The 17,837-nt window shown below is 64.0% G+C and carries 17 protein-coding genes; 6 read left to right on the top strand and 11 right to left on the bottom strand.

The genetic code is table 11. The annotated features are described in order from the left end of the window. The first annotated feature begins 30 nt into the window (after positions 1-30). A complete protein-coding gene (locus tag BKH20_RS07310) occupies positions 31-453 on the top strand; it encodes a very short patch repair endonuclease (protein ID WP_256693077.1) in 423 nt (140 codons plus the stop codon). Positions 454-713: 260 nt separating this feature from the next. On the opposite strand, the gene BKH20_RS07305 is transcribed toward BKH20_RS07310, so the two are convergent. Continuing rightward, entirely contained in the window at positions 714-947 is a 234-nt protein-coding gene (locus BKH20_RS07305; protein WP_075390507.1) for an excalibur calcium-binding domain-containing protein, read from the bottom strand. A gap of 483 nt (positions 948-1,430) precedes the next feature. Next, entirely contained in the window at positions 1,431-1,862 is a 432-nt protein-coding gene (locus BKH20_RS07300; RefSeq protein WP_075390506.1) for an excalibur calcium-binding domain-containing protein, read from the bottom strand. Positions 1,863-2,324: 462 nt separating this feature from the next. Here BKH20_RS07300 and BKH20_RS07295 point away from each other — a divergent pair, with 462 nt between their 5' ends. Further along, positions 2,325-3,110 carry a CPBP family intramembrane glutamic endopeptidase gene (locus BKH20_RS07295; protein WP_075390505.1) on the top strand — a complete coding sequence of 262 codons (786 nt, stop codon included), beginning with the start codon at positions 2,325-2,327 and terminating at the stop codon, positions 3,108-3,110. Positions 3,111-3,564: 454 nt separating this feature from the next. Continuing rightward, positions 3,565-4,203: a malonic semialdehyde reductase gene (locus BKH20_RS07290; RefSeq protein WP_075390504.1), complete on the top strand. Its 639-nt coding sequence runs from the start codon at positions 3,565-3,567 to the stop codon at positions 4,201-4,203. On the opposite strand, the gene BKH20_RS07285 is transcribed toward BKH20_RS07290, so the two are convergent. The 9 genes from BKH20_RS07285 to BKH20_RS07250 form a co-directional block, all read right to left on the bottom strand. Next, positions 4,198-4,599, bottom strand: a complete 402-nt coding sequence (locus BKH20_RS07285; RefSeq protein WP_070658423.1) for a PIN domain-containing protein — start codon at positions 4,597-4,599, stop codon at positions 4,198-4,200. The two genes, BKH20_RS07290 and BKH20_RS07285, sit on opposite strands and share 6 nt — an antisense overlap. After that, positions 4,596-4,907, bottom strand: a complete 312-nt coding sequence (locus BKH20_RS07280; protein ID WP_075390503.1) for a type II toxin-antitoxin system Phd/YefM family antitoxin — start codon at positions 4,905-4,907, stop codon at positions 4,596-4,598. The genes BKH20_RS07285 and BKH20_RS07280 overlap by 4 nt, the downstream gene beginning before the upstream one ends. Positions 4,908-5,004: 97 nt before the next feature. Beyond that, a complete protein-coding gene (locus tag BKH20_RS07275) occupies positions 5,005-5,394 on the bottom strand; it encodes a hypothetical protein (RefSeq protein ID WP_075390502.1) in 390 nt (129 codons plus the stop codon). A 211-nt stretch (positions 5,395-5,605) separates the two neighbouring features. Beyond that, positions 5,606-6,058, bottom strand: coding sequence for a hypothetical protein (locus tag BKH20_RS07270; RefSeq protein ID WP_075390501.1), 453 nt, complete (start codon positions 6,056-6,058; stop codon positions 5,606-5,608). A 107-nt stretch (positions 6,059-6,165) separates the two neighbouring features. After that, positions 6,166-7,167, bottom strand: coding sequence for a hypothetical protein (locus BKH20_RS14035; RefSeq protein ID WP_143224963.1), 1,002 nt, complete (start codon positions 7,165-7,167; stop codon positions 6,166-6,168). 906 nt (positions 7,168-8,073) lie between these two features. Then, complete coding sequence (locus BKH20_RS07265) at positions 8,074-8,805, bottom strand: anaerobic ribonucleoside-triphosphate reductase activating protein (protein ID WP_256693076.1); 732 nt, start codon at positions 8,803-8,805, stop codon at positions 8,074-8,076. A gap of 22 nt (positions 8,806-8,827) precedes the next feature. Continuing rightward, complete coding sequence (gene relB, locus BKH20_RS07260; RefSeq protein ID WP_256693075.1) at positions 8,828-9,166, bottom strand: type II toxin-antitoxin system RelB family antitoxin; 339 nt, start codon at positions 9,164-9,166, stop codon at positions 8,828-8,830. Between the two features lie 31 nt (positions 9,167-9,197). Then, positions 9,198-11,087, bottom strand: coding sequence for a ribonucleoside triphosphate reductase (locus BKH20_RS07255; protein WP_075390547.1), 1,890 nt, complete (start codon positions 11,085-11,087; stop codon positions 9,198-9,200). 680 nt (positions 11,088-11,767) lie between these two features. Beyond that, positions 11,768-12,664, bottom strand: a complete 897-nt coding sequence (locus BKH20_RS07250) for a hypothetical protein (RefSeq protein WP_081381643.1) — start codon at positions 12,662-12,664, stop codon at positions 11,768-11,770. 305 nt (positions 12,665-12,969) lie between these two features. Between BKH20_RS07250 and BKH20_RS07245 the strand changes: the two genes are divergently transcribed. The 3 genes from BKH20_RS07245 (at position 12,970) to BKH20_RS07235 (ending at position 17,580) form a co-directional block, all read left to right on the top strand. Continuing rightward, complete coding sequence (locus tag BKH20_RS07245) at positions 12,970-13,707, top strand: transposase family protein (RefSeq protein WP_075390545.1); 738 nt, start codon at positions 12,970-12,972, stop codon at positions 13,705-13,707. Between the two features lie 356 nt (positions 13,708-14,063). Then, positions 14,064-15,656 (top strand): serine hydrolase domain-containing protein, encoded by a 1,593-nt coding sequence (locus BKH20_RS07240; protein WP_075390500.1) that lies wholly within the window; start codon positions 14,064-14,066, stop codon positions 15,654-15,656. 142 nt (positions 15,657-15,798) lie between these two features. Beyond that, positions 15,799-17,580: a M20/M25/M40 family metallo-hydrolase gene (locus tag BKH20_RS07235; protein ID WP_075390499.1), complete on the top strand. Its 1,782-nt coding sequence runs from the start codon at positions 15,799-15,801 to the stop codon at positions 17,578-17,580. The last annotated feature ends 257 nt before the right edge of the window (positions 17,581-17,837 follow it).

Raw genomic sequence — 17,837 nt, 5'->3', positions numbered from 1 at the left:
CCAGCACGAGACAAGCCCGCCGATCCGAAGGTGAGCGCTCGCTACTCCAACCTGTCACGGCGTGACACATCCCCCGAGATGGAGCTGCGGCGAGCGCTGTGGCGGATAGGACTACGGTATCGGGTGCAGTACAAGGTCCCGGGGCTTCCGCGCCGCAAGGTCGACATTGCCTTCCCCGGGAAGAAAGTGGCGGTACAGGTCGACGGCTGCTTCTGGCACGGCTGCCCTGACCATGGGACCATGCCCGGCCGGAACTCCGAGTGGTGGAGGTGGAAGATCGCGAGGAACCAGGCCCGCGACCGTGACACCGATGAGAAGCTCAACGCCCTTGGATGGACGGTCATCCATATCTGGGAGCACGAGGATTCTGTCGATGCAGCAGGGCTCGTAGCCCACGCAGTCACCGCAGCGACCAAGGACCACCAGAGATCCACCGAAGCCCGGGCCGAGTAGATGGGTACCCGGTGGCAGGGTTCCAGACGAGGCTGCTTGTTTGGAACCCCGTCATATTACCTGTCATTACGACAGGGGCTCGGACCAGAGTCAGTCGGCAGCACAGTCGCCTGAGGCAGTGTCAGTGAAGTCTTAGTCCTACGGGCGGCTCCATACCGATGTGCGTCGCTCGCAACGCCTGGACGTTGCGAGCGACGCACATGGTGTGGGTGGAGACTCTCGCACCACCACCGTTCTAGACGGCGAGCACCGACGGGACCTTACTTGATCTCGCAGGCGATGCCATCCCCGTCACGATCCAGCTCAGACCGATAGCCGGGTTCACCTTGGTACAAGGGAGCAGCACCTGCTGCCCGCGCAGCCTTACAGTTGGGGTAGTACGTACTCTCCTGCTTCTGCTCCGGCGCAGGCGCGGGAGCCGCCCCACCACCGCCTGCCTGCGGCTCCGCCTCCTGTGTCGGCTCCGACTCTTGTGTCGGCTCGGACTCCTGCATGAGAGGCTGTAACGGAGGCTGCGTCGTCGGGGCCTGCGTCGTCGGAATCGGCGACGGCGTCGGCGTAGGGGTAGGACGCGGTGTCGGGGTCGGAGTGGAAGACGGAGTCGGAGTAGGTGACGGCGAAGCAGTCGCCGTCGGCGAAGGTGCCGGTGTCGGCGAGCCCGCATCGTCAGCCACAGACGGGACCCCGCACCCGGCCAGTCCGCCGCAGACCGCGATGGCCAGGGCCGCAGATGCCGACCTCACCACCGTCCCTTGACGGGCCGACATCAGCGCGGCCAGTCGGCTGGCACCAGCGCGGGCCGACAGCAAAGATCCAGGACGAACAAGTGAATTCTTCATGAGAACCTCGAATAGGAAAAGTGAAAGACAATGTGTTGTGCCACGTCATGCGCATAGCAATCGACATGACAGGACACGTGGAGATGAAATCCGTAGTAGCGAGAGCCGACATCGGCTCTCCGCAGCAACAACCAGGCCTTACCCCTTCTTGTCGCAGGCGATGCCGTCCTTATCCCGATCCAGCTCGGGCCGATACCCAGGATCACCCTTGTACATCGGCGCAGCTCCCGCCGCCTTGGCCTCCTTGCAGTTAGCGTAGAACTCCTTCTGGGGCTCCGGTGTCGACTCCGACTTCTTCTGAGACTCCGACTCGGAGTTCGCCCCTGACTTGGAGTCCTCCCCCGAATCCGAGCCACTGAACCAGCCGCTCCCCCCACGCGAGTCGTCTGTGGGCTCCGCAGCAGGCTCCTCACTGGACTCTTCGGCCGGCGCTTCCTCGGAGCCGGCGGAGCCACCACCGGCATCCTGCTGAGACTCGGCCGGCGCAGCGGACGACGCAGCATCACTGCTGGTACTGGACACGTCGTCACAGCCGGCGAGCCCGACGCCAAGAACCAGGGCGAGGAGCACAGGAGCCGAGGTCCTCAGCAGCTCCCGCCGCCTCGACGTCGAGGAAGGCACTGATGAAACAGACGAGCGGGAAAATATGGGAGGAATAGGGGACAAAAAAGGCGCGTTCACGGGAGCCTCGAGTCAGGAGAAGGGATGGTGGGCGGCTAGCCGATAGAATTGAAGCACTCCAGGGGCAGTAATAACTCACGCAGCCATAAAATGCAATCGGATTGATACACACATTTTTCACAGTTACTGGAAGTAGAAATTGAAGTACGATTGCTTGGTAATTGTCCCTTATTTTTACATTTAGTGCACAGTCTTCCAACCCCACGACAGCCGGCTACACGTGCGCTCAGGGAGCTCAGCAAGGCTTGGGGAGTCGAACCGGAGTCTGACGAACCAGGGTCTGACGCACGCCGTTGGGTTACGCCGCCGGGGCGATGTGGTTCGCGGGCCGGCCGCCTCACACTTCCGGCCATGAGCACTTCCCGCACGTCCCTGTCCCAGCAGACACCGGCCGCCTCCGGGGCACCGGATCCAGCGCCGTCGGACTCCGCTCCGGTCTCGACTCCGACCGCAAGCACCCGGCCCGACCGACTGAGCACCGTCGCGCTGGTCATCTTCACAAGCGTCTACGCCTTCTTCTTCCCCCTCCACCTCGGCCACTTTCTCATCCCCGGGGACGCCGGCCCCGCAACCGGCCTCGCGCTCTACGTCGCTCTCTTCGCTGTCGGCTGCGTCGCCTTCCGCCGCCCGCTGGCCCAGGCCGCCCGTCAGGTAGCGGCCCGTAAGCGGCGGGCCGTCCTCACTCTCATCGTGGGCGGACTCGCCACCTTGGTGATCGAGCTCGTCGGCGACCTGGCGTCCTCGGCCCTGCTCAACCTCGCCGGCCTGTCCGGAGCAACCTTGCAGAATGACGCCAGCGTTGGCGAAGTCACGCGGATGTTCCCGCCGATCGTCATCGTCGTCGTGCTCGGGATCGTGGGGCCGATTGTGGAGGAGATGTTCTTCCGCCAGTTCCTCATTGGGCTCATCGAGCGTTTCGCGCCGACCTGGGTGGCTGTTGTCGTCTCCAGCGTTCTGTTCGGTGCGCTGCACATGCACTCGTTCGCGCTCTCCGAGGTACTGAGTGTCATCCCGCACGCCTTCTTCGGGCTCAGCTGCGGGCTGCTCTATGTCAAGACCGACCGCAACCTGCTCTACCCGGCGAGCATCCACTGCCTCAACAACCTCAGCGCCTTCCTGCCCCTCCTCCTGTACTGAAACGACTCCTCGCCACCTGGCCCGGACGTTGCGGGAGCATAAGCGTTTGCGCCAACGTCCTCGCAACACCGGCTTCGGTTGCCTTGTCCTCGACAGCTTCACTGCGGACGGCGCCCGACGCGCCACCTCAGCACCAGGACACAAGGAGGCGATACCGACCACCACAATCAGGCCGAGCGCCAGGAGCGGCATTCTCATCCATAACTTCCTGCCTTATTCCCTGCGGCTCGGCCCGGAGCCTCACCCTCCCATCAAGAAGAACGGCTACTTCTCAATCAGCAAGGCTTAGGCCCTCACAGCACTCACTCTCCACCGCACGGATCGCCTGCGCGACGGAGCCCCGCTGCGAGACCGGAAGTCAGGAGGTCGAGGTGAGCAGGGGCGGAGAACAGCAAGGCTGCCTTGTCGGGACCACACCCGCCCCGGGGGAGACGGCACGTGCTTCAATCGGAGCATGGCAGTCGTCTCCCCCGTTCCGGTTCCGGGCCCCGTGCCCGGCGAGTCCGTCCTGACCGAATCCGATGCCTCGCTGCTGTTCGGCGGGGCACGCACCGCCTACACCTTCACCGACGAACCGGTGACGGACGCCCAGCTGCGGGCGGTCCACGAACTGGCCAAGTGGGCGCCGACGGCGGTCAACGCCCAGCCGTTGCGGGTAGTAGCCGTCCGGTCGGCGGCGGCTCGGGAACGCCTGCTGCCCTGTCTTCCCAGCGGTAATCGCGAGCAGGCCGCAGGGGCGCCTCTCACCCTCGTCTGCGCAGCCGACCGGTCCTTCGCCGGGTCCCTGCCGCGGTTGCACCCGCGCGGCGAACGCTACCAGCGGCTGCTGGAGGAGGGCGGGGCGGAGATGCGGGCGCGGTGGGCGCGCGCCTCAGCACTGATCCAGACGGCTTACGTCATTCAGGCGATTCGCGCCGTCGGGCTGGCAGCCGGCCCCATGAACGGAGACGACGCCGAGGCGTTGGCGACCGAGTTCTTCGCCGGTCAGGACGTGGAGGTGCTGCTGGTCATCAACGTCGGCCACCCGGGGCCGGACGCCTACCAGGAGCGCAACCCGCGCCTGCCCTTCGAGGAGGTCTATCAGGTGCTATGAGCCCAACGGGTCGATCGCGCCCAGCCCTCGGGACCGGGCGGCGTCAGCCAGGCGGGCGTCATGAGTGAGAACCGTGACAGGGTGGCGAGGGTCGTCCAGCAGCGTCGCAGTCGCCAGATGAATGGCATCGAGAGACTTCAGCTCACCAGTCAGGGTGCTGGCGCGCTCAATGACATCCGGGCCGATCTCGACGAGCTCCACCCCCGCGATGAACTCATCGACCACGCGGATATCGAAGTGCTCTCGATGCGCTGCCCGAGCCATCTCCACCGTGAGCAGACAGGAGGAGATCAGCCCCTCGGTGGCATGCGCATCCATGATGAGCCTTGCGGCCTCATCGGCTCCGGGCTGGCCGAGGAGGGAGAGCAGCGCCACCGAGGTGTCGAGGTAGATCACCTGTCCTCCTCGCGCTCACCGAGGAGGAACTGCTCCAAGTCGAAACCCTCAGGCACCCCCCACCGCCTGACGGGCAGCGCCCAGTCGCCTGCAGCCCGACGGACCTTGCCCTCACGGACCATCCGCCCATACCAGGACTCGTCATCACGGATCGGGACGATCTGGGCGATCGGGCGGCCACGGTCGGTGACCGTCACAGGCACACCAGTGGACTCGACCTCACGGTAGACCCGCCCGGCCTGCTGATTGACCTCCCGCAGTCCAACAGTCCTGCTCCCCGGAGAAACCGGCGCACCCGCTGCACTCATGACACGAGAATACGACAAAGGTTCTACATGTACTACTTTGTGGCAGTGGGGGCGGAAGCGGGGTTGAAGGCTCGAGGTGCAGCGTCGCCCCTCTCGCCTACGGCCGGAAGATCGAGCTGTCCTCACTGACGTAGGCGACTGCGAGCCGCTGCGTCCAGGCCATCTGGCCGACGATCTTGACCAGCGCGTTCGCGTCCGACCAGCCGACGCTGATGTAGATGTAGTCGGTGCCGATGGTGTAGTCGGCGACCGGCAGCCCCTCGACCTCCCGCTCCTCCAGCTCCACCTCACTCAGAGCGTCGGGGCCGTTGTACGGCGGAAAGGTGCGGATGAGATCGCGGTAGATGGACCTGATCGCCGGGGTGGAGCCGTCGATGGTGCTGAAGTCGCGCGGCCCGTCCCACTGGGCGACCGCCTGCTCCCACCACCGGGGGAAGTCCTCATCGGTCGTGGAGTCCGGCTCGAAGATCAGGAGGTCGTAGCTCATGGCCCGAGGCTAGGAGTGCGCCCCGTCACCGACCATGGACACCGCTCCCCACTGCGACCTCCGACGGCGGCCCACCGCCTCCAGGCCGCGAGCGTCGGCGGCGCGCTCCATTCCAGCCGCCCCGGCGGCGCAGGCGTGCCGGCAGTGTGATGGCTACTGGGATCAGGCGAGGTCAGGTGGCGTGAGTCCACCCGCGCTCACGCGGCCGGATTCACCTCATGGAATGCTGGACGACGTAGTCGACCCGGACGCTGGAGGCGGACTGCACCGGTTGTTCCGGTGGGCGCACGATCGCTCCCTCGTCACTGACATACGCCACGGCGAGCCGATGCGTCCACGCAAGCTCACTAACGGTCGTCACCAGCGTATCAGCGGCCGACCAACTGACACCGACGTAGACCAAGTCTTCGCCAATGGTGTAGTCGGCGACCGGGAACCCCTGGGCGAGACGCGCATCGACCTCGTCATCACTCAGCGCGTCGGGGCCGTTGAACGGCGGGAAGGCGCGGATGAGGTCACGGTAGAAGGACCTGATCGCCGGGGTGGAGCCGTCGATGGTGCTGAAGTCGCGCGGCCCGTCCCACTGGGCGACCCGATCCCACCACTGGGGAAAGTCCTCATCTGTGACCGCGTCCGGCTCGAAGATCAGAATGTCGTAGCTCATGCTTCGAGGCTAGCACTCAGAATAATCTCATCACAGACCCGAGCCCATCAAACGCAAACCTACTTAAAATAGAACACAATCTCTCTCACACCAGAAAGAACACACGCCTACCACCACCTAGGCATTCTAATTGCCCTGTAAATTAAGCCGACAACAATAAGATCATCACCTTCCTCGAAGACAAAGTCTTCATTATTACAGAGGTGGTACAATTGGTAAAATCCACAAAGTACCTCATTCATAAAGCCAGTGGCGCCACTCCTCTCGTTGATCTCCTTTAATAAGTTGACACATATGTCATACTCACTGGAACCTCCTGGGTGAGAGGTCAATTCCTTTGTTGTTCCTGGCAGAGCTTTTAATGTTTCTTCACTGAAGATACGCCTGAACTGAGTGACAATAAATGCCTCAACCAACACGCGAGGAACGAGAGGTGCGGAGATTACTCCTCGAAGCACAGGTTGGCACGAAAGTTCTACGACTTTTGATATTCTTTCGCATTTTTCTACTTGTTCCTCGTCGTCGATGGTGTCACTGCGACACAAAACACCATTATAGTCGTTCAGACATCGAGGCCGCATGAATTTAAATAGGCTCACTATTCCCTTTTTGTGTCCACCAACATCTGGAACAGCAGATTTTACAGCGCCGCGTACGTGCGAAAAATAATATAGTTCCTCAATAAGGCTGCGTCTTCTATTTTGAAGATTTTCATCGAACTTTCCAACATTTTTGAGAAACGCAAAGCCTCCAACAGCACAGTATGATACCAACTTATCACGCAAGTCAACACTTACGCTCGCCCCGACAAAAACCGGGGCCACCGACTCCAAAATCAACAATGCTAAGCCGGCAACCAAACAGGCTTTAACCAACCTCCCAAGAAAGTCGGCAATTCGAACACGAGGAGTATATCCGCTCCCAGGTCCCGGAATATAGTAAGGGCCGACATAAATAAGAACCATTGGAAGCAACAAACATGGGGACACAAGTAGAGTGACCCCCAAGCTTAGGTAGCTAGAAAAGTTGTTAGATAAATATGCCTTATAGATTATCACAGAAACGCAGACGGTGATAATCTGTACTGCAACAAATCCAAGGCTAGCCATCCAGTGCATTCTTATGATAATCAATCGCCCTTCTACATTACCAACCCCCTTCAAAAGATCACGTTTCAATCCAACCACACATATTGACGCCAAGAACAACAATGAAAACATTAGCAAAACATAGAGTAATTCAAACACATCCGATTGCAGCAACAAGGGGAGGTGACTGGTGGCCGCGAAGACACAAATCAACGTCAGCCTCCAGTACCAGCGTTCTCGGGCTGAGATACGCAACCAAGCACCAGTGGGGGAGAACTTTCCAGCAAAGCGACCGCCTTGCAGAAATCGAACGATGAGCGACCTTCGAGACAACATCTCCAGGACTCGCTCCTCAGGGGATATCATTTGACTATTTTCAACCATATCAAATTAAGTTCTCTCTAAATTTCACTGAAATCACAGTCTCAATAAAAACTCGCTCTGAGGCCGGCTTAACCATACTTTCCATCCCGAACTGGCGTCCAGTAAAAAATTAATGCATATTCATAGACCATTGCTTCTATAGAACTCTTGGGGGATCTATTCCAGCCTCTTCGAGAACTGCAAGGAGGCACTTCAGTTACTTGCATATTCTGCAAGCCCTTCAGATCTCACCTTAGTGCCACAAACACTCATACTTTGTTACACCTCTTCACGGGGGCGCTCTGCTGGACCTATTGGTCATCACCGACTATCGGCATAGCGTGCTTACATACTCAACCTCATAAATTTATGTCTGCTGCACCTACCCCACACAGCACGCAAGCTGAAATTGCAATCTCCCCAGAGACTCGGCGGAGTTCGCCGACAGAACTATTGCGTCCATGACGCTATACTAACCGACGGCTATAACACGAGCTCAATCTCAGTCCGTTCAGGTCATCAACAGGATGAGTTCACCCCGAAACAGGCCTATAACTCCAGCAGCTACGCCGGACGGTAGGTGAAGCGGTCCCAGCCCAGGGCCTCGATGCGCTCGGCCATGCGCTCACACATCCCGTCCCAGCCGGGTGCCACGACGTCGAACTCGCCGCTCGTCCCCTCAGAGCGGGCCTGCTGGAGGGCGTAGACCCGCGCCCCCGCCGCGTGCACCCGCCGGGCCACCTCGACGGCGTCGTCGGCCGTCACGTCCCCGGGCACCACGGTGGTGCGCACCTCGAAGTCCGGCCCGCCGCGGCCGGCCGCCTCAAGGAGCACCTCCAGGCTCTCCCAGGCCTTCGTGGCCGCGTTCGCCCGGCCGACCACCTGCCCGTAGTGCTCGGGCAGGGCCTTGATGTCCAGCCCCACCCAGTCGACGAGCCCGGCCTCAACCATGTCCCGCAGCCGCCGCGGGTAGGGCCCGGCCGTGTGCAGCCCCACCTGGAAGCCCATGTCGATGACCTCCCGGGCGGCGTCGGCCAGGGCGTCCTGGCGCAGAGCCTCACCGCCGGTGAGCACGACGCCGTCAAGCAGCCTGCGCCGACGGCGCAGCAGGGCGCGCACCTCCTCCCAGGCCACCTGGCCGGGCGTGCGGGTGGGGATGAGGTCCCGGTTGTGGCAGTAGAAGCAGTTCCAGGGGCAGCCCTGCAGGAAGACGGTCGCGGTCAGGTGGTCGGGCCAGTCGACCGTGCTCATGGGGACGAGCCCGGCGATCACCAGAGCATCAGCAGGGCAGGACAACCGGAATCACGTCTCCTCAACCTCAGGCATCGAGGCCGAGCGCCGCCGTGATCTCATCAAGGCGCCGCGCCTTGATCTCACCGCGCCGCACCGCCTCTGCTTCCGCCTTCAGCGCGTACGCGTACTCCAAGTCATCGATGTAGGACTCGACGGCCTCACGCACGTAGAACGTTGCCGACCGACCGGTCTGGCTCCCCAGGTCATCGAGCCGACGCCTGAGATCCTCTGGCAGCCGTACGCTCAGAACTGCTGTAGACATGTTGACAGCATAAGTTCCAGCCACAGGCTTCCTGACGCTGTGGTCAAGTCGTTTCACCGCCTTCTCGGCGCGAGGCGTGAGCTCAACGCTCCAGTCCGCCACCTACCCTCCTTTCCTTCTTCGTCGCGAACCCTCAGGCGCTGACCGCGCTCAGGCGCGAGACGGCCGGGCCGTGGCCGCCGGCGGCGACCTCGGTGAACATCTGCCGCTCGGCGTACTCGCCCTTCTTGCCGATGTTGAAGGAGCGCACCGGGCGGAAGTAGCCCATGACGCGCGTCCACACCTCGCACTCGACCGGCTCGGCCTCAGGATGAAGCTCGGCGCACTTGTCGCAGGTCAGGTGCTCGCCGGCCAGGTACCCGTGGACCGGGCAGATGGAGAAGGTCGGCGTGATGGTGATGTAGGGCGTGCGGAAGGCGGTCAGGGAGCGGCGCACGAGCTCCTTGCAGGCGGTGGCCGAGGAGATGCGCTCGTTCATGTACAGGTGCAGGACGGTGCCGCCGGTGTACTTGGTCTGGAGCTCCTCCTGCATCTCCTGGGCCTCGAAGGGGTCATCGGTGTATCCCACGGGGATCTGGGAGGAGTTCGTGTAGTAGGGGTTGGTCTCCGTTCCGGCCTGGAGGATGCCGGGGTAGCGCTTGCGGTCCTCCTTGGCGAAGCGGTAGGTGGTGCCCTCGGCCGGGGTGGCCTCGAGGTTGTAGAGGTGGCCGGTGGCCTCCTGGAACTCGACCATCTTGTCGCGCACGTGGTCCAGGAGGCGCACGCACATGGCGTGGCCGCGCGGGTCGGTCAGGTCGTAGGCGTCGTGGGTGAAGTTGCGGACCATCTCGTTCATGCCGTTGACGCCCAGGGTGGAGAAGTGGTTGTCCAGGCTGCCCAGGTACCGCTTGGTGAAGGGGAACAGGCCGGCGTCGATGTGGTGCTGGATGACGGTGCGCTTGAGCTCCAGGGTGTCGCGGCCGATCTCGAGCAGCTCGTCGAGCCGGGCGGTCAGGGCGGCCTCGTCGTCGGCGTAGAGGTAGCCGAGCCGGGCCATGTTGATGGTGACGACACCGACCGACCCGGTCTGCTCAGCCGAGCCGAACAGGCCGTTGCCGCGCTTGAGCAGCTCACGCAGGTCGAGCTGGAGACGGCAGCACATGGAACGGATCATCCCGGGGTCGAGCTCGGAGTTGATGAAGTTCTGGAAGTAGGGCAGGCCGTACTTCGCAGTCATGGTGAACAGCAGCTCGGTGTTGGGGGCGTCCCAGTCGAAGTCGCGGGTGATGTTGTAGGTGGGGATGGGGAAGGTGAAGACGCGGCCCTCGGCGTCACCCTCGGTCATGACCTCCATGAAGGCGCGGTTGATGAGATCCATCTCCGCCTGGAGGTCGCCGTAGGCGAAGTCGCAGACGTCGTCGCCGATGAGGGGGTGCTCGTCGGCCAGGTCCGCGGGACAGGTCCAGTCGAAGGTGAGGTTGGTGAAGGGCGTCTGGGTGCCCCAGCGCGAGGGGACGTTGAGGTTGAAGATGAGCTCCTGCATGCACTGCTTGACCTGGTCGTAGGTCATGTCGTCCAGGCGGACGAAGGGCGCCATGTAGGTGTCGAAGGAGGAGAAGGCCTGGGCACCGGCCCACTCGTTCTGAAGCGTGCCCAGGAAGTTGACGATCTGCCCGACGGCCGAGGAGAAGTGCTTGGCGGGGCCGGCGGCGATGGCGCCGGGGACGCCGTTGAAGCCCTGCTGGAGGAGGTCCTTGAGGGACCAGCCGGCGCAGTAGCCGGCGAACATGTCCAGGTCGTGGATGTGGAGGTCCGCGTTGCGGTGGGCCTGGCCGGCGACGGCCGGGTAGACCTGGCTGAGCCAGTAGTTGGCGACGACCTTGCCGGAGGTGTTGAGCATCATCCCGCCCAGCGAGTAGCCCTGGTTGGCGTTGGCGTTGACGCGCCAGTCGGAACGGTCCAGGTACTCGGTGATGGTGGCGATGGCGTCCACGGTGGGGCGCTCGCCACGGGCGACGGCGGAGTCGGCCGAGCCGGGGGCCACCAGGCGCGGGTCGGTGGCGGGGGTGCCGGTTGAGGTGGAGGTGGCGACCGGAGTCGAGGCCGGGCCGTCGAGGGGGCTCGGGGCAGCAGTGTCAGCGGGGGCGGGGTGGTTCTCGAGCACGGGTCTCTCCGATGGTCCTTCTCGTTCCTGTTCACGGCCCCACCGAGCATGGATGGAGCCGGTTCTTCCGGGTGCCGTCAACAGCTGCACACTGCCTGCTGGGAGCAGGGCGGTCAGCAGCACCGGTGCCGACCATACTCCCAAATCACACTGATGAGACACATCATCTTGTGCCTTGATTGTATCTCAACCACAACATCTTGCGATAAAGGCGAGGACTTTCGTCCCTATAGGCAACGCCTTCCCGCGCGATCTCGCGGATGCCGTCGAAACTGGAACGCGAGCCGACAGGACCACCCGGAGAGAACATATGAGGTCCAGATCACTCCTGCCCGGCGTGTTGGAACGAGGTCGGGAGCGCGCCCCTCATCCCTACGCGCGATCGCTCTGCGCACGATCCACGTGCCCCGGCATCGTTGCCGCCGGCCGCCTGTCATCCCCGACGAAGAGGCATCACCGGAGCTGCGGAAGACCCTCTCGAGGGGCTCTGTGTCCAAATCTGTGACAAAGAGGTCCGAACAACTTTCGCTGAGCAACAGAAACCGCGGAATCATGCGGTTTTACCTGGCGCGCTCTGTGCCCGTCGCCGCCTTTGTCACAGATTTGGACACTCCCCACCGCTCCAAGGCCTTCAGCACGTCCGGAACGACCTGATGCGCATAGACGTCCTTCCTCGTGAAGCGCAGCGGCAGGAAGCCGCGGGCGACAAGCCGGCGGTCGCGCCAGCGGTCGAGGCCGAACTGGTACTCGTCGCAGTGGTAGGTGTAGCCGTCGAGCTCCACGACCACCCATTCCTCGACCACCAGGTCCACCTCGCCGACTCCCTCGATCTCCACCCCGTCCTCGAAGCTCAGGCCGGCAGCCTCAAGGTCCATTCGCGCCAGCGTCTCCAACGGGGAACGGGCCCGGTCACTGGCGCGATCGAGTCGTGCGAGCGCCCGAGCCGAGCCGGGGCCGCGCAGCAGGCCGCGAACCTGCTCGGCAGTGACGCGCTCATCGTGAAGTGCTGCGTCAAGAGCGATGAGTGGGGAGTCGTCCAGGACGTGGCAGCGCAGGAAACGAGCCAGCGCCTCAGGGAGCGGCTGAACCGGGTAAGAGGTCGGCGATATCCGAGTCCAACTACGGTCTCCGTGGAGGACCTCGCGTCCAACAGCTGACAATTGTCCCCCTGCCGCAACCACAAGATGAACCTGCTCGGCCCCTTGAGCCACGGGTAGCCCGTAGTAGCGCATGGCTGCCTGGCAGCTGAGGAGCCCACCGTGAATGCGAGCCAGAACGACGGCACGTTCAGCACCTGGAAGACTGACGACACCGTGCTCATGGGCGATGAGCTCACCGGTTCTCACAAGCGAGGCAACATGACGGCGCTGGGTGCGAGTCAACTCAAGATCCCGAATGCGCACTGCGCCATAGCAGCCGCGCACAGCGGCGAGCAGCTCAGCGTCCACAGTGTTCATGGGACTCATTGCCGCCCGCCTGCGGAGTGGGCGCAACCCGGCCGCCGGTACCCTGTGGACAACTGGGCGCATCCGCCAGCCTGTGGCCTCCAGGACCTGACGTGCCACCGCCCCAGAGACATCACCCTCCGGTAGCCCGAGCATTGAGGCTTATTCATAGGGGTGTTTAGGGTGTTTAAAGGGGGTGTGTGTCGTTAAGTAGGGTGGCGGCTTGCTCTTGAGAGAGTTTTGGTGACTAAGCCAGCTCAACCAAGAAGCAAACCGCCATGACGGATAGTAGCACGAGGATCACTCGCGATGATGTCCTGGACCTGTGCGAGGCCATTCACGCTTCCGGTCCCCTGCCGGTGTTCGGGGCGAGGGCGCTGGGGCTGTTCCTGTGCGTGCGCCTGACCCTGACCTACCTGAGGCACAACCTGCCCCAGGAGCTGCTCGCCGAGGCCTACTGCGTCTCGCAGGCCACCGTCTCCCGCGTCATCGCCGCCTACACGCCCCTGATCGCCCAGGTTCTTCAGGAGCACGTGCCTACGGTGGAGGATCTGGATCCCACGGCCCAGCTGATCATCGACGGCACCCTCCTTCAGTGCTGGTCCTGGAAAGACCATCCCGAGCTCTACTCTGGCAAGCACAAGACCACAGGTCTGAACGTCCAGGTCGCCTGCACCCTCTCAGGGACCCTGGCCTGGGTGTCCGACCCCCAGGACGGATGCACACACGACGCCAAGGCCCTGCGCCGCTGCGGCCTGCTCGACGTCCCCGCCACCGACCTCCCAGACGGAGTCTCACCGCCCAAGCACATTGGCGACAAGGGGTACATCGGACTGGGCATGATCACCCCGAAGAGGAAACCTCCGAACCTGCCTCTTCACCCAGATGACAAGGCCTACAACAAGACCGTCAACCAGGTCCGCTACAAGATCGAGCGAGTCATCGCCAACATCAAGACCTGGAGAGTCCTGCACACCGGCTACAGAAGACCACTAGACACCTTCCCGGAAACCATCACAGCCGTCCTCGGACTCATATTCACCTACACCCCATGAATAAGCCTCATTGTGTCCAAATCTGTGACAAAGAGGCCCGAACAACTTTCGCTGAGCAACAGAAACCACGGAATCATGCGGTTTTACCTGGCACGCTCAGTGCCCGTCGCCGCCTTTGTCACAGATTTGGACACTCCTCAGCACTCCAAGGCCCTCTGCACGTCCGGAACCGCTTGGGAGGTCGCGTTCACCAGTGTCACCATTGCCCACGCTCACCCGGATCAGGACGGGACGCTCCACCTCACCCCGCAGACCCGACATTCTCTCGGACCGTCATGGTTTAGTCGGGCTGGCCCGACATCGACCGACCAGGTGGCTGGATCGTGTGGGCGATCACGCTCCGACACCCTGGTTCCATGAGCCTCGATACCTCTCCCTTCCACCGTTCCCGACCTCCGTCGCAGCAGGTCAGACCCGCATCTTCCATCCGGTCACGCGGCCTCCTTCCCCGCTGGGCCTGCGCTGTCCTGGCGGCCTGCCTGGCTCTGGTGGTCTTCGCCGCCGGGCCACACGCACCGAAGGCCGACACCTCCTCCATCACCGGCGACAAGGACCTGGCCAAGCAGGTCATCGGTCTTATGCCCGACGACTACCAGGCCCGCGGCATCCACGTCTCCGTCATCACCGCCGAGGGCGCCCGTCATGCCGGCATCGGCACCGCCACCTCCGGCCAGCAGTACACGTCCACCACTCCCATGGAGATCGGGTCGATCACCAAGACCTTCACCGGCCAGCTCCTGGCCGATGCCATCGCGCGCGGCGAGGTCAAGGCCAGCGACCCACTGTCCACCCACCTGCCCGAGCTCGCCAGCACCCCGGCGGGCGAGGCCACCCTGGAGGAGGTCGCCTCGCACCGCTCCGGCATCCCGAGCGTCCCCTCGCAGGACCTGAGCAAGTTCATGCTGCGAGCAAACATCCTGGGGCTCAGTCCCTTCACCGACAGCACCGACCAGCTCATCGAGAAGACCCGCACCACCGCAATGGGCAAGCGCGGCGAGTTCGCCTACTCCAACCTGGGCATCTCGCTGCTGGGGGAGGCCCTCAGGCGCGCCGCCGGAGCCGACTCCTGGAAGTCCTACATCACGGAGCGGCTCTTCACGCCCCTGGGTATGGAGCACACGAGTCTCATCGCCGGCCAGTCGGAGATTCCCGACGGTGCCATCCACGGGGTCCAGGCCAATGGGCGCCGCGGCCAGTCGCTCAGCGGTTCTGGCTTCAACCCGGCCGGCGCCGGGGTGTGGAGCACCCCGGAGGACATGACCCGTTACGCCCAGGCGGTCCTGACCGACACCGTCCCCGGCGGGGCCGCTCCACAGGAGGCGCGGTGGCCCGCGGAGGTCATGGCCGGCGTCCAGCTTCCGGGAGAGAAGATCGGTGACACCTGGTACACCGACGTCGTCAACAGGCACACGATTATCAGCCACGGCGGCACCACGATGGAGTACATGACGCACCTGGCCATCGACAAGGAGTCGGGCAAGGCCGTCATGGTCTACACCGACCAGAACACGGACGGCACCGCCGCCGCGCTCGCCGCGACACTCCTGACCGACGGGCAGAAAATTCCGACGGCACGCATTCCTATGCAGGCCGAGATGCTGCTTCAGGGCATGATCCTTGGCATCTTCACCATCCTGGCGCTGGTGATAGGCCTGTACACGGCCGCCTGCGCGGCGAGCGCGCCCAGCCGCATGGCGGTGGTCTGCCGCGTGTCCGCAATCCTCAGCTGCCTGGCGGCGGCCGCGGCCTCCGGGCCCTGGGCGTATGTGCCCACCTGGATCCTGGCGGCGGCGGCGCTGCCCGGCCTGTACGGGATCGTCCGGGGCATCACGCTGTGGCCGGATCTACCCACCCTGCCGCGTCACCGGGCCTGGCTCGGCTGGACACAGGTGGCGCTGACTGTCGCCTTCGTCGCCGTCTGCCTGGTCGTCGCCTGGCCCAAGGCCTGAGCCGGCCACGCCTGGCACCGCCTTCGCTCCCCACGCCGCGCCCCGAGACCCTGTCCTCACCGCCGGCGAGCCGAAGGCGTGAAGGCGATTCCGCCCCTCCTCCCCCCATTCACCACCAACTCACGTCCGGAAGGTTGACACCATGACTGATCGCCGTTTGTCCGCGCCCGGTCTCGCCCGGCACCTGCCGGCCCCGATCGCCGCCCTACTGGGGCTGGTGGCGGGCCTGAGCGTCCTCATCCTGCCCTCCCCCGCACCAACCACCGCCGACCCGACCACGTTCTCCGCCGAGCGCGCCATGACCTCCATCAACCGCCTCGCCGACGAGCCGCACAGCGTCCTGCGTCGCGAGGCGCACGACCGGGCGCGCGAGGACGTCATCGGCATGTTCACCGACCTCGGCTACACCCCCACAGTGCACTCCGACCCGCTGTTCGACCTCAGCAACCCAAGGGCGAAAGAGACCTTCGATGCGCTGTCCGCCGAACAGCAGGCGGAGTTCAAGGAAACTCCAGCCGAGACGATCGTCGTCGACGTGCCGGGGAAGTCCGAGCGCACCATGGCGCTCATGGCCCACTACGACTCGGCCATAGGTGCTGAGCCGGACGGAGACAGCGTGCGCCTCACTGCCGGGGACTCCCACGGGGCGGGTGATGACGGCTACGGCGTGGCCGTCATCGTCGAGACGCTCCGGGCTCTCAAGGCCGAGGGGCGCCAGCCGGAGAACTCGCTGAAGATCGTCATCACCGACGCCGAGGAGGTCGGCCTCCTCGGCGCTACCAACGAGATGCGCCACCACCGCGCCGACTACGAGAACGTCGACCTCGTTCTCAACCTCGAGGCGCGCGGCACGAGCGGTCCGGCGCTCATGTTCGAGACCTCCGCGAACAACAGCGCCGTCACCGGCTACTTCCTCAGCCACGTGAAGCAGCCCGTGACCAGCTCGCTATTCCCCTCACTGTATGCGCGCATGCCCAACCTCACCGACATGACCGTCCTCATCCCCGAGGGCTTCACGGTGCTCAATATTGCGGCTATCGGGAACGCCGAGCACTACCACCACGCCACGGATGCCCCACGCTACGTCGACCACTCGACCGTCCAGCACTACGGCGACCAGGTCCTCGGCCTCACCCGGGCCTGGGCCTTCGACGGGCAGGCCCCCACGCTGACAGCCGACGGCGACCTTCACTTCTTCCAGCTGTGGCGGGGACTGACGGTGCGCTACCCGGCGGCGGTCGAAACAGGGCTGGGCTGCCTGGCCGTCATCGCGGCCCTCGGCGCCGTCGCGGTACGGGCCAGGTCGCTGCGCTGGAAGCGGGTCCTGGGCAGCGTCTGGGGCCTGACCTGGCGAGCCGTGTCCGTCTCCGCCGCTGCGGGGCTGGTGCAGCGTGGCGCGATGGCCATGGGGTGGGCACCCATCTACGGAGACGGGCCGAACCCGCTGCTGGTGTGGATGTTCGCCAGCGGGGCCCTCATCGGGGCCGGGCTCACGGCGCACTTCGTGGTGCGACGCTGGAAGGAGGGGATCGGGCAGGAGACTCTCGCCGCGGTGCTGCTCCTGCTGGCAGCCGCCTGCGTGCCGCTCATGGTGCTGGTACCCGGCACCGCCTACGTCTTGGTCCTCACCACGCTCGCCCTGGCGCTGACCGCACTGGCGCCACAGCGGATGCGGCCAGTGGTCGGGGCCCTGGCGGCCTTTATCAGCGTGGTGATCTTCGCACCCATGATCCTGCTCATCCACGAGATGCTCAGCCTCAGCGCGGTGTGGGTGACCGTGTTCTTCGCGATCGTGCCGGTGGCGCCGCTGGCACTGGTGCTCCTTCAGGCAGGTTCCCGGCGCGCCGCCAGGGGTGCCGGTACCGCATCCGGGGCCGCTCACAACAGCACCCCCGTTGCTGGCCAGGTGGCCGCGACGGTGTAGGGCGGCGTAGAAAGGCGCCGCTACGAGCACGGCTTCGGGGTCTCGGGAGCACTCACCAGAAGTGGTCCCGAGGCTCCGGCCTGTTGAGCGGGGTGAATCAAGGGCCCGGGCCAGCAACGACGGGAGCTAGCGCACGAGTCTCTTTCCGGGGTTTTCCACAGGGTGGTGTCGGGGGGTGGTGTGGGGGCGTTGGTGCGGGTAGTGTCAATACACCGCTTGGACGGGCAGTGCTGCCTGGCCGGGCGGGGTATGGAGTT

Origin of the sequence: Actinomyces oris (assembly GCF_001937445.1) — a bacterium.
Classification (GTDB): domain Bacteria; phylum Actinomycetota; class Actinomycetes; order Actinomycetales; family Actinomycetaceae; genus Actinomyces; species Actinomyces acetigenes.
The sequence above is the reverse complement of the archived record's forward strand: the minus strand, read 5'-3'. Positions and strand labels throughout refer to the sequence as shown.

Bases quoted from the DNA above. Each gene is read 5' to 3' on its own strand.
- BKH20_RS07305 (WP_075390507.1), bottom strand. From the start codon at position 947: ATGCAGGAGTCCGAGCCGACACAAGAGTCGGAGCCGACACAGGAGGCG.
- BKH20_RS07295 (WP_075390505.1), top strand. From the start codon at position 2,325: ATGAGCACTTCCCGCACGTCCCTGTCCCAGCAGACACCGGCCGCCTCC.
- BKH20_RS07290 (WP_075390504.1), top strand. From the start codon at position 3,565: ATGGCAGTCGTCTCCCCCGTTCCGGTTCCGGGCCCCGTGCCCGGCGAG.
- BKH20_RS07280 (WP_075390503.1), bottom strand. From the start codon at position 4,907: ATGAGTGCAGCGGGTGCGCCGGTTTCTCCGGGGAGCAGGACTGTTGGA.
- BKH20_RS07275 (WP_075390502.1), bottom strand. From the start codon at position 5,394: ATGAGCTACGACCTCCTGATCTTCGAGCCGGACTCCACGACCGATGAG.
- BKH20_RS07270 (WP_075390501.1), bottom strand. From the start codon at position 6,058: ATGAGCTACGACATTCTGATCTTCGAGCCGGACGCGGTCACAGATGAG.
- BKH20_RS14035 (WP_143224963.1), bottom strand. From the start codon at position 7,167: ATGGCTAGCCTTGGATTTGTTGCAGTACAGATTATCACCGTCTGCGTT.
- BKH20_RS07250 (WP_081381643.1), bottom strand. From the start codon at position 12,664: ATGAACACTGTGGACGCTGAGCTGCTCGCCGCTGTGCGCGGCTGCTAT.
- BKH20_RS07240 (WP_075390500.1), top strand. From the start codon at position 14,064: ATGAGCCTCGATACCTCTCCCTTCCACCGTTCCCGACCTCCGTCGCAG.
- BKH20_RS07235 (WP_075390499.1), top strand. From the start codon at position 15,799: ATGACTGATCGCCGTTTGTCCGCGCCCGGTCTCGCCCGGCACCTGCCG.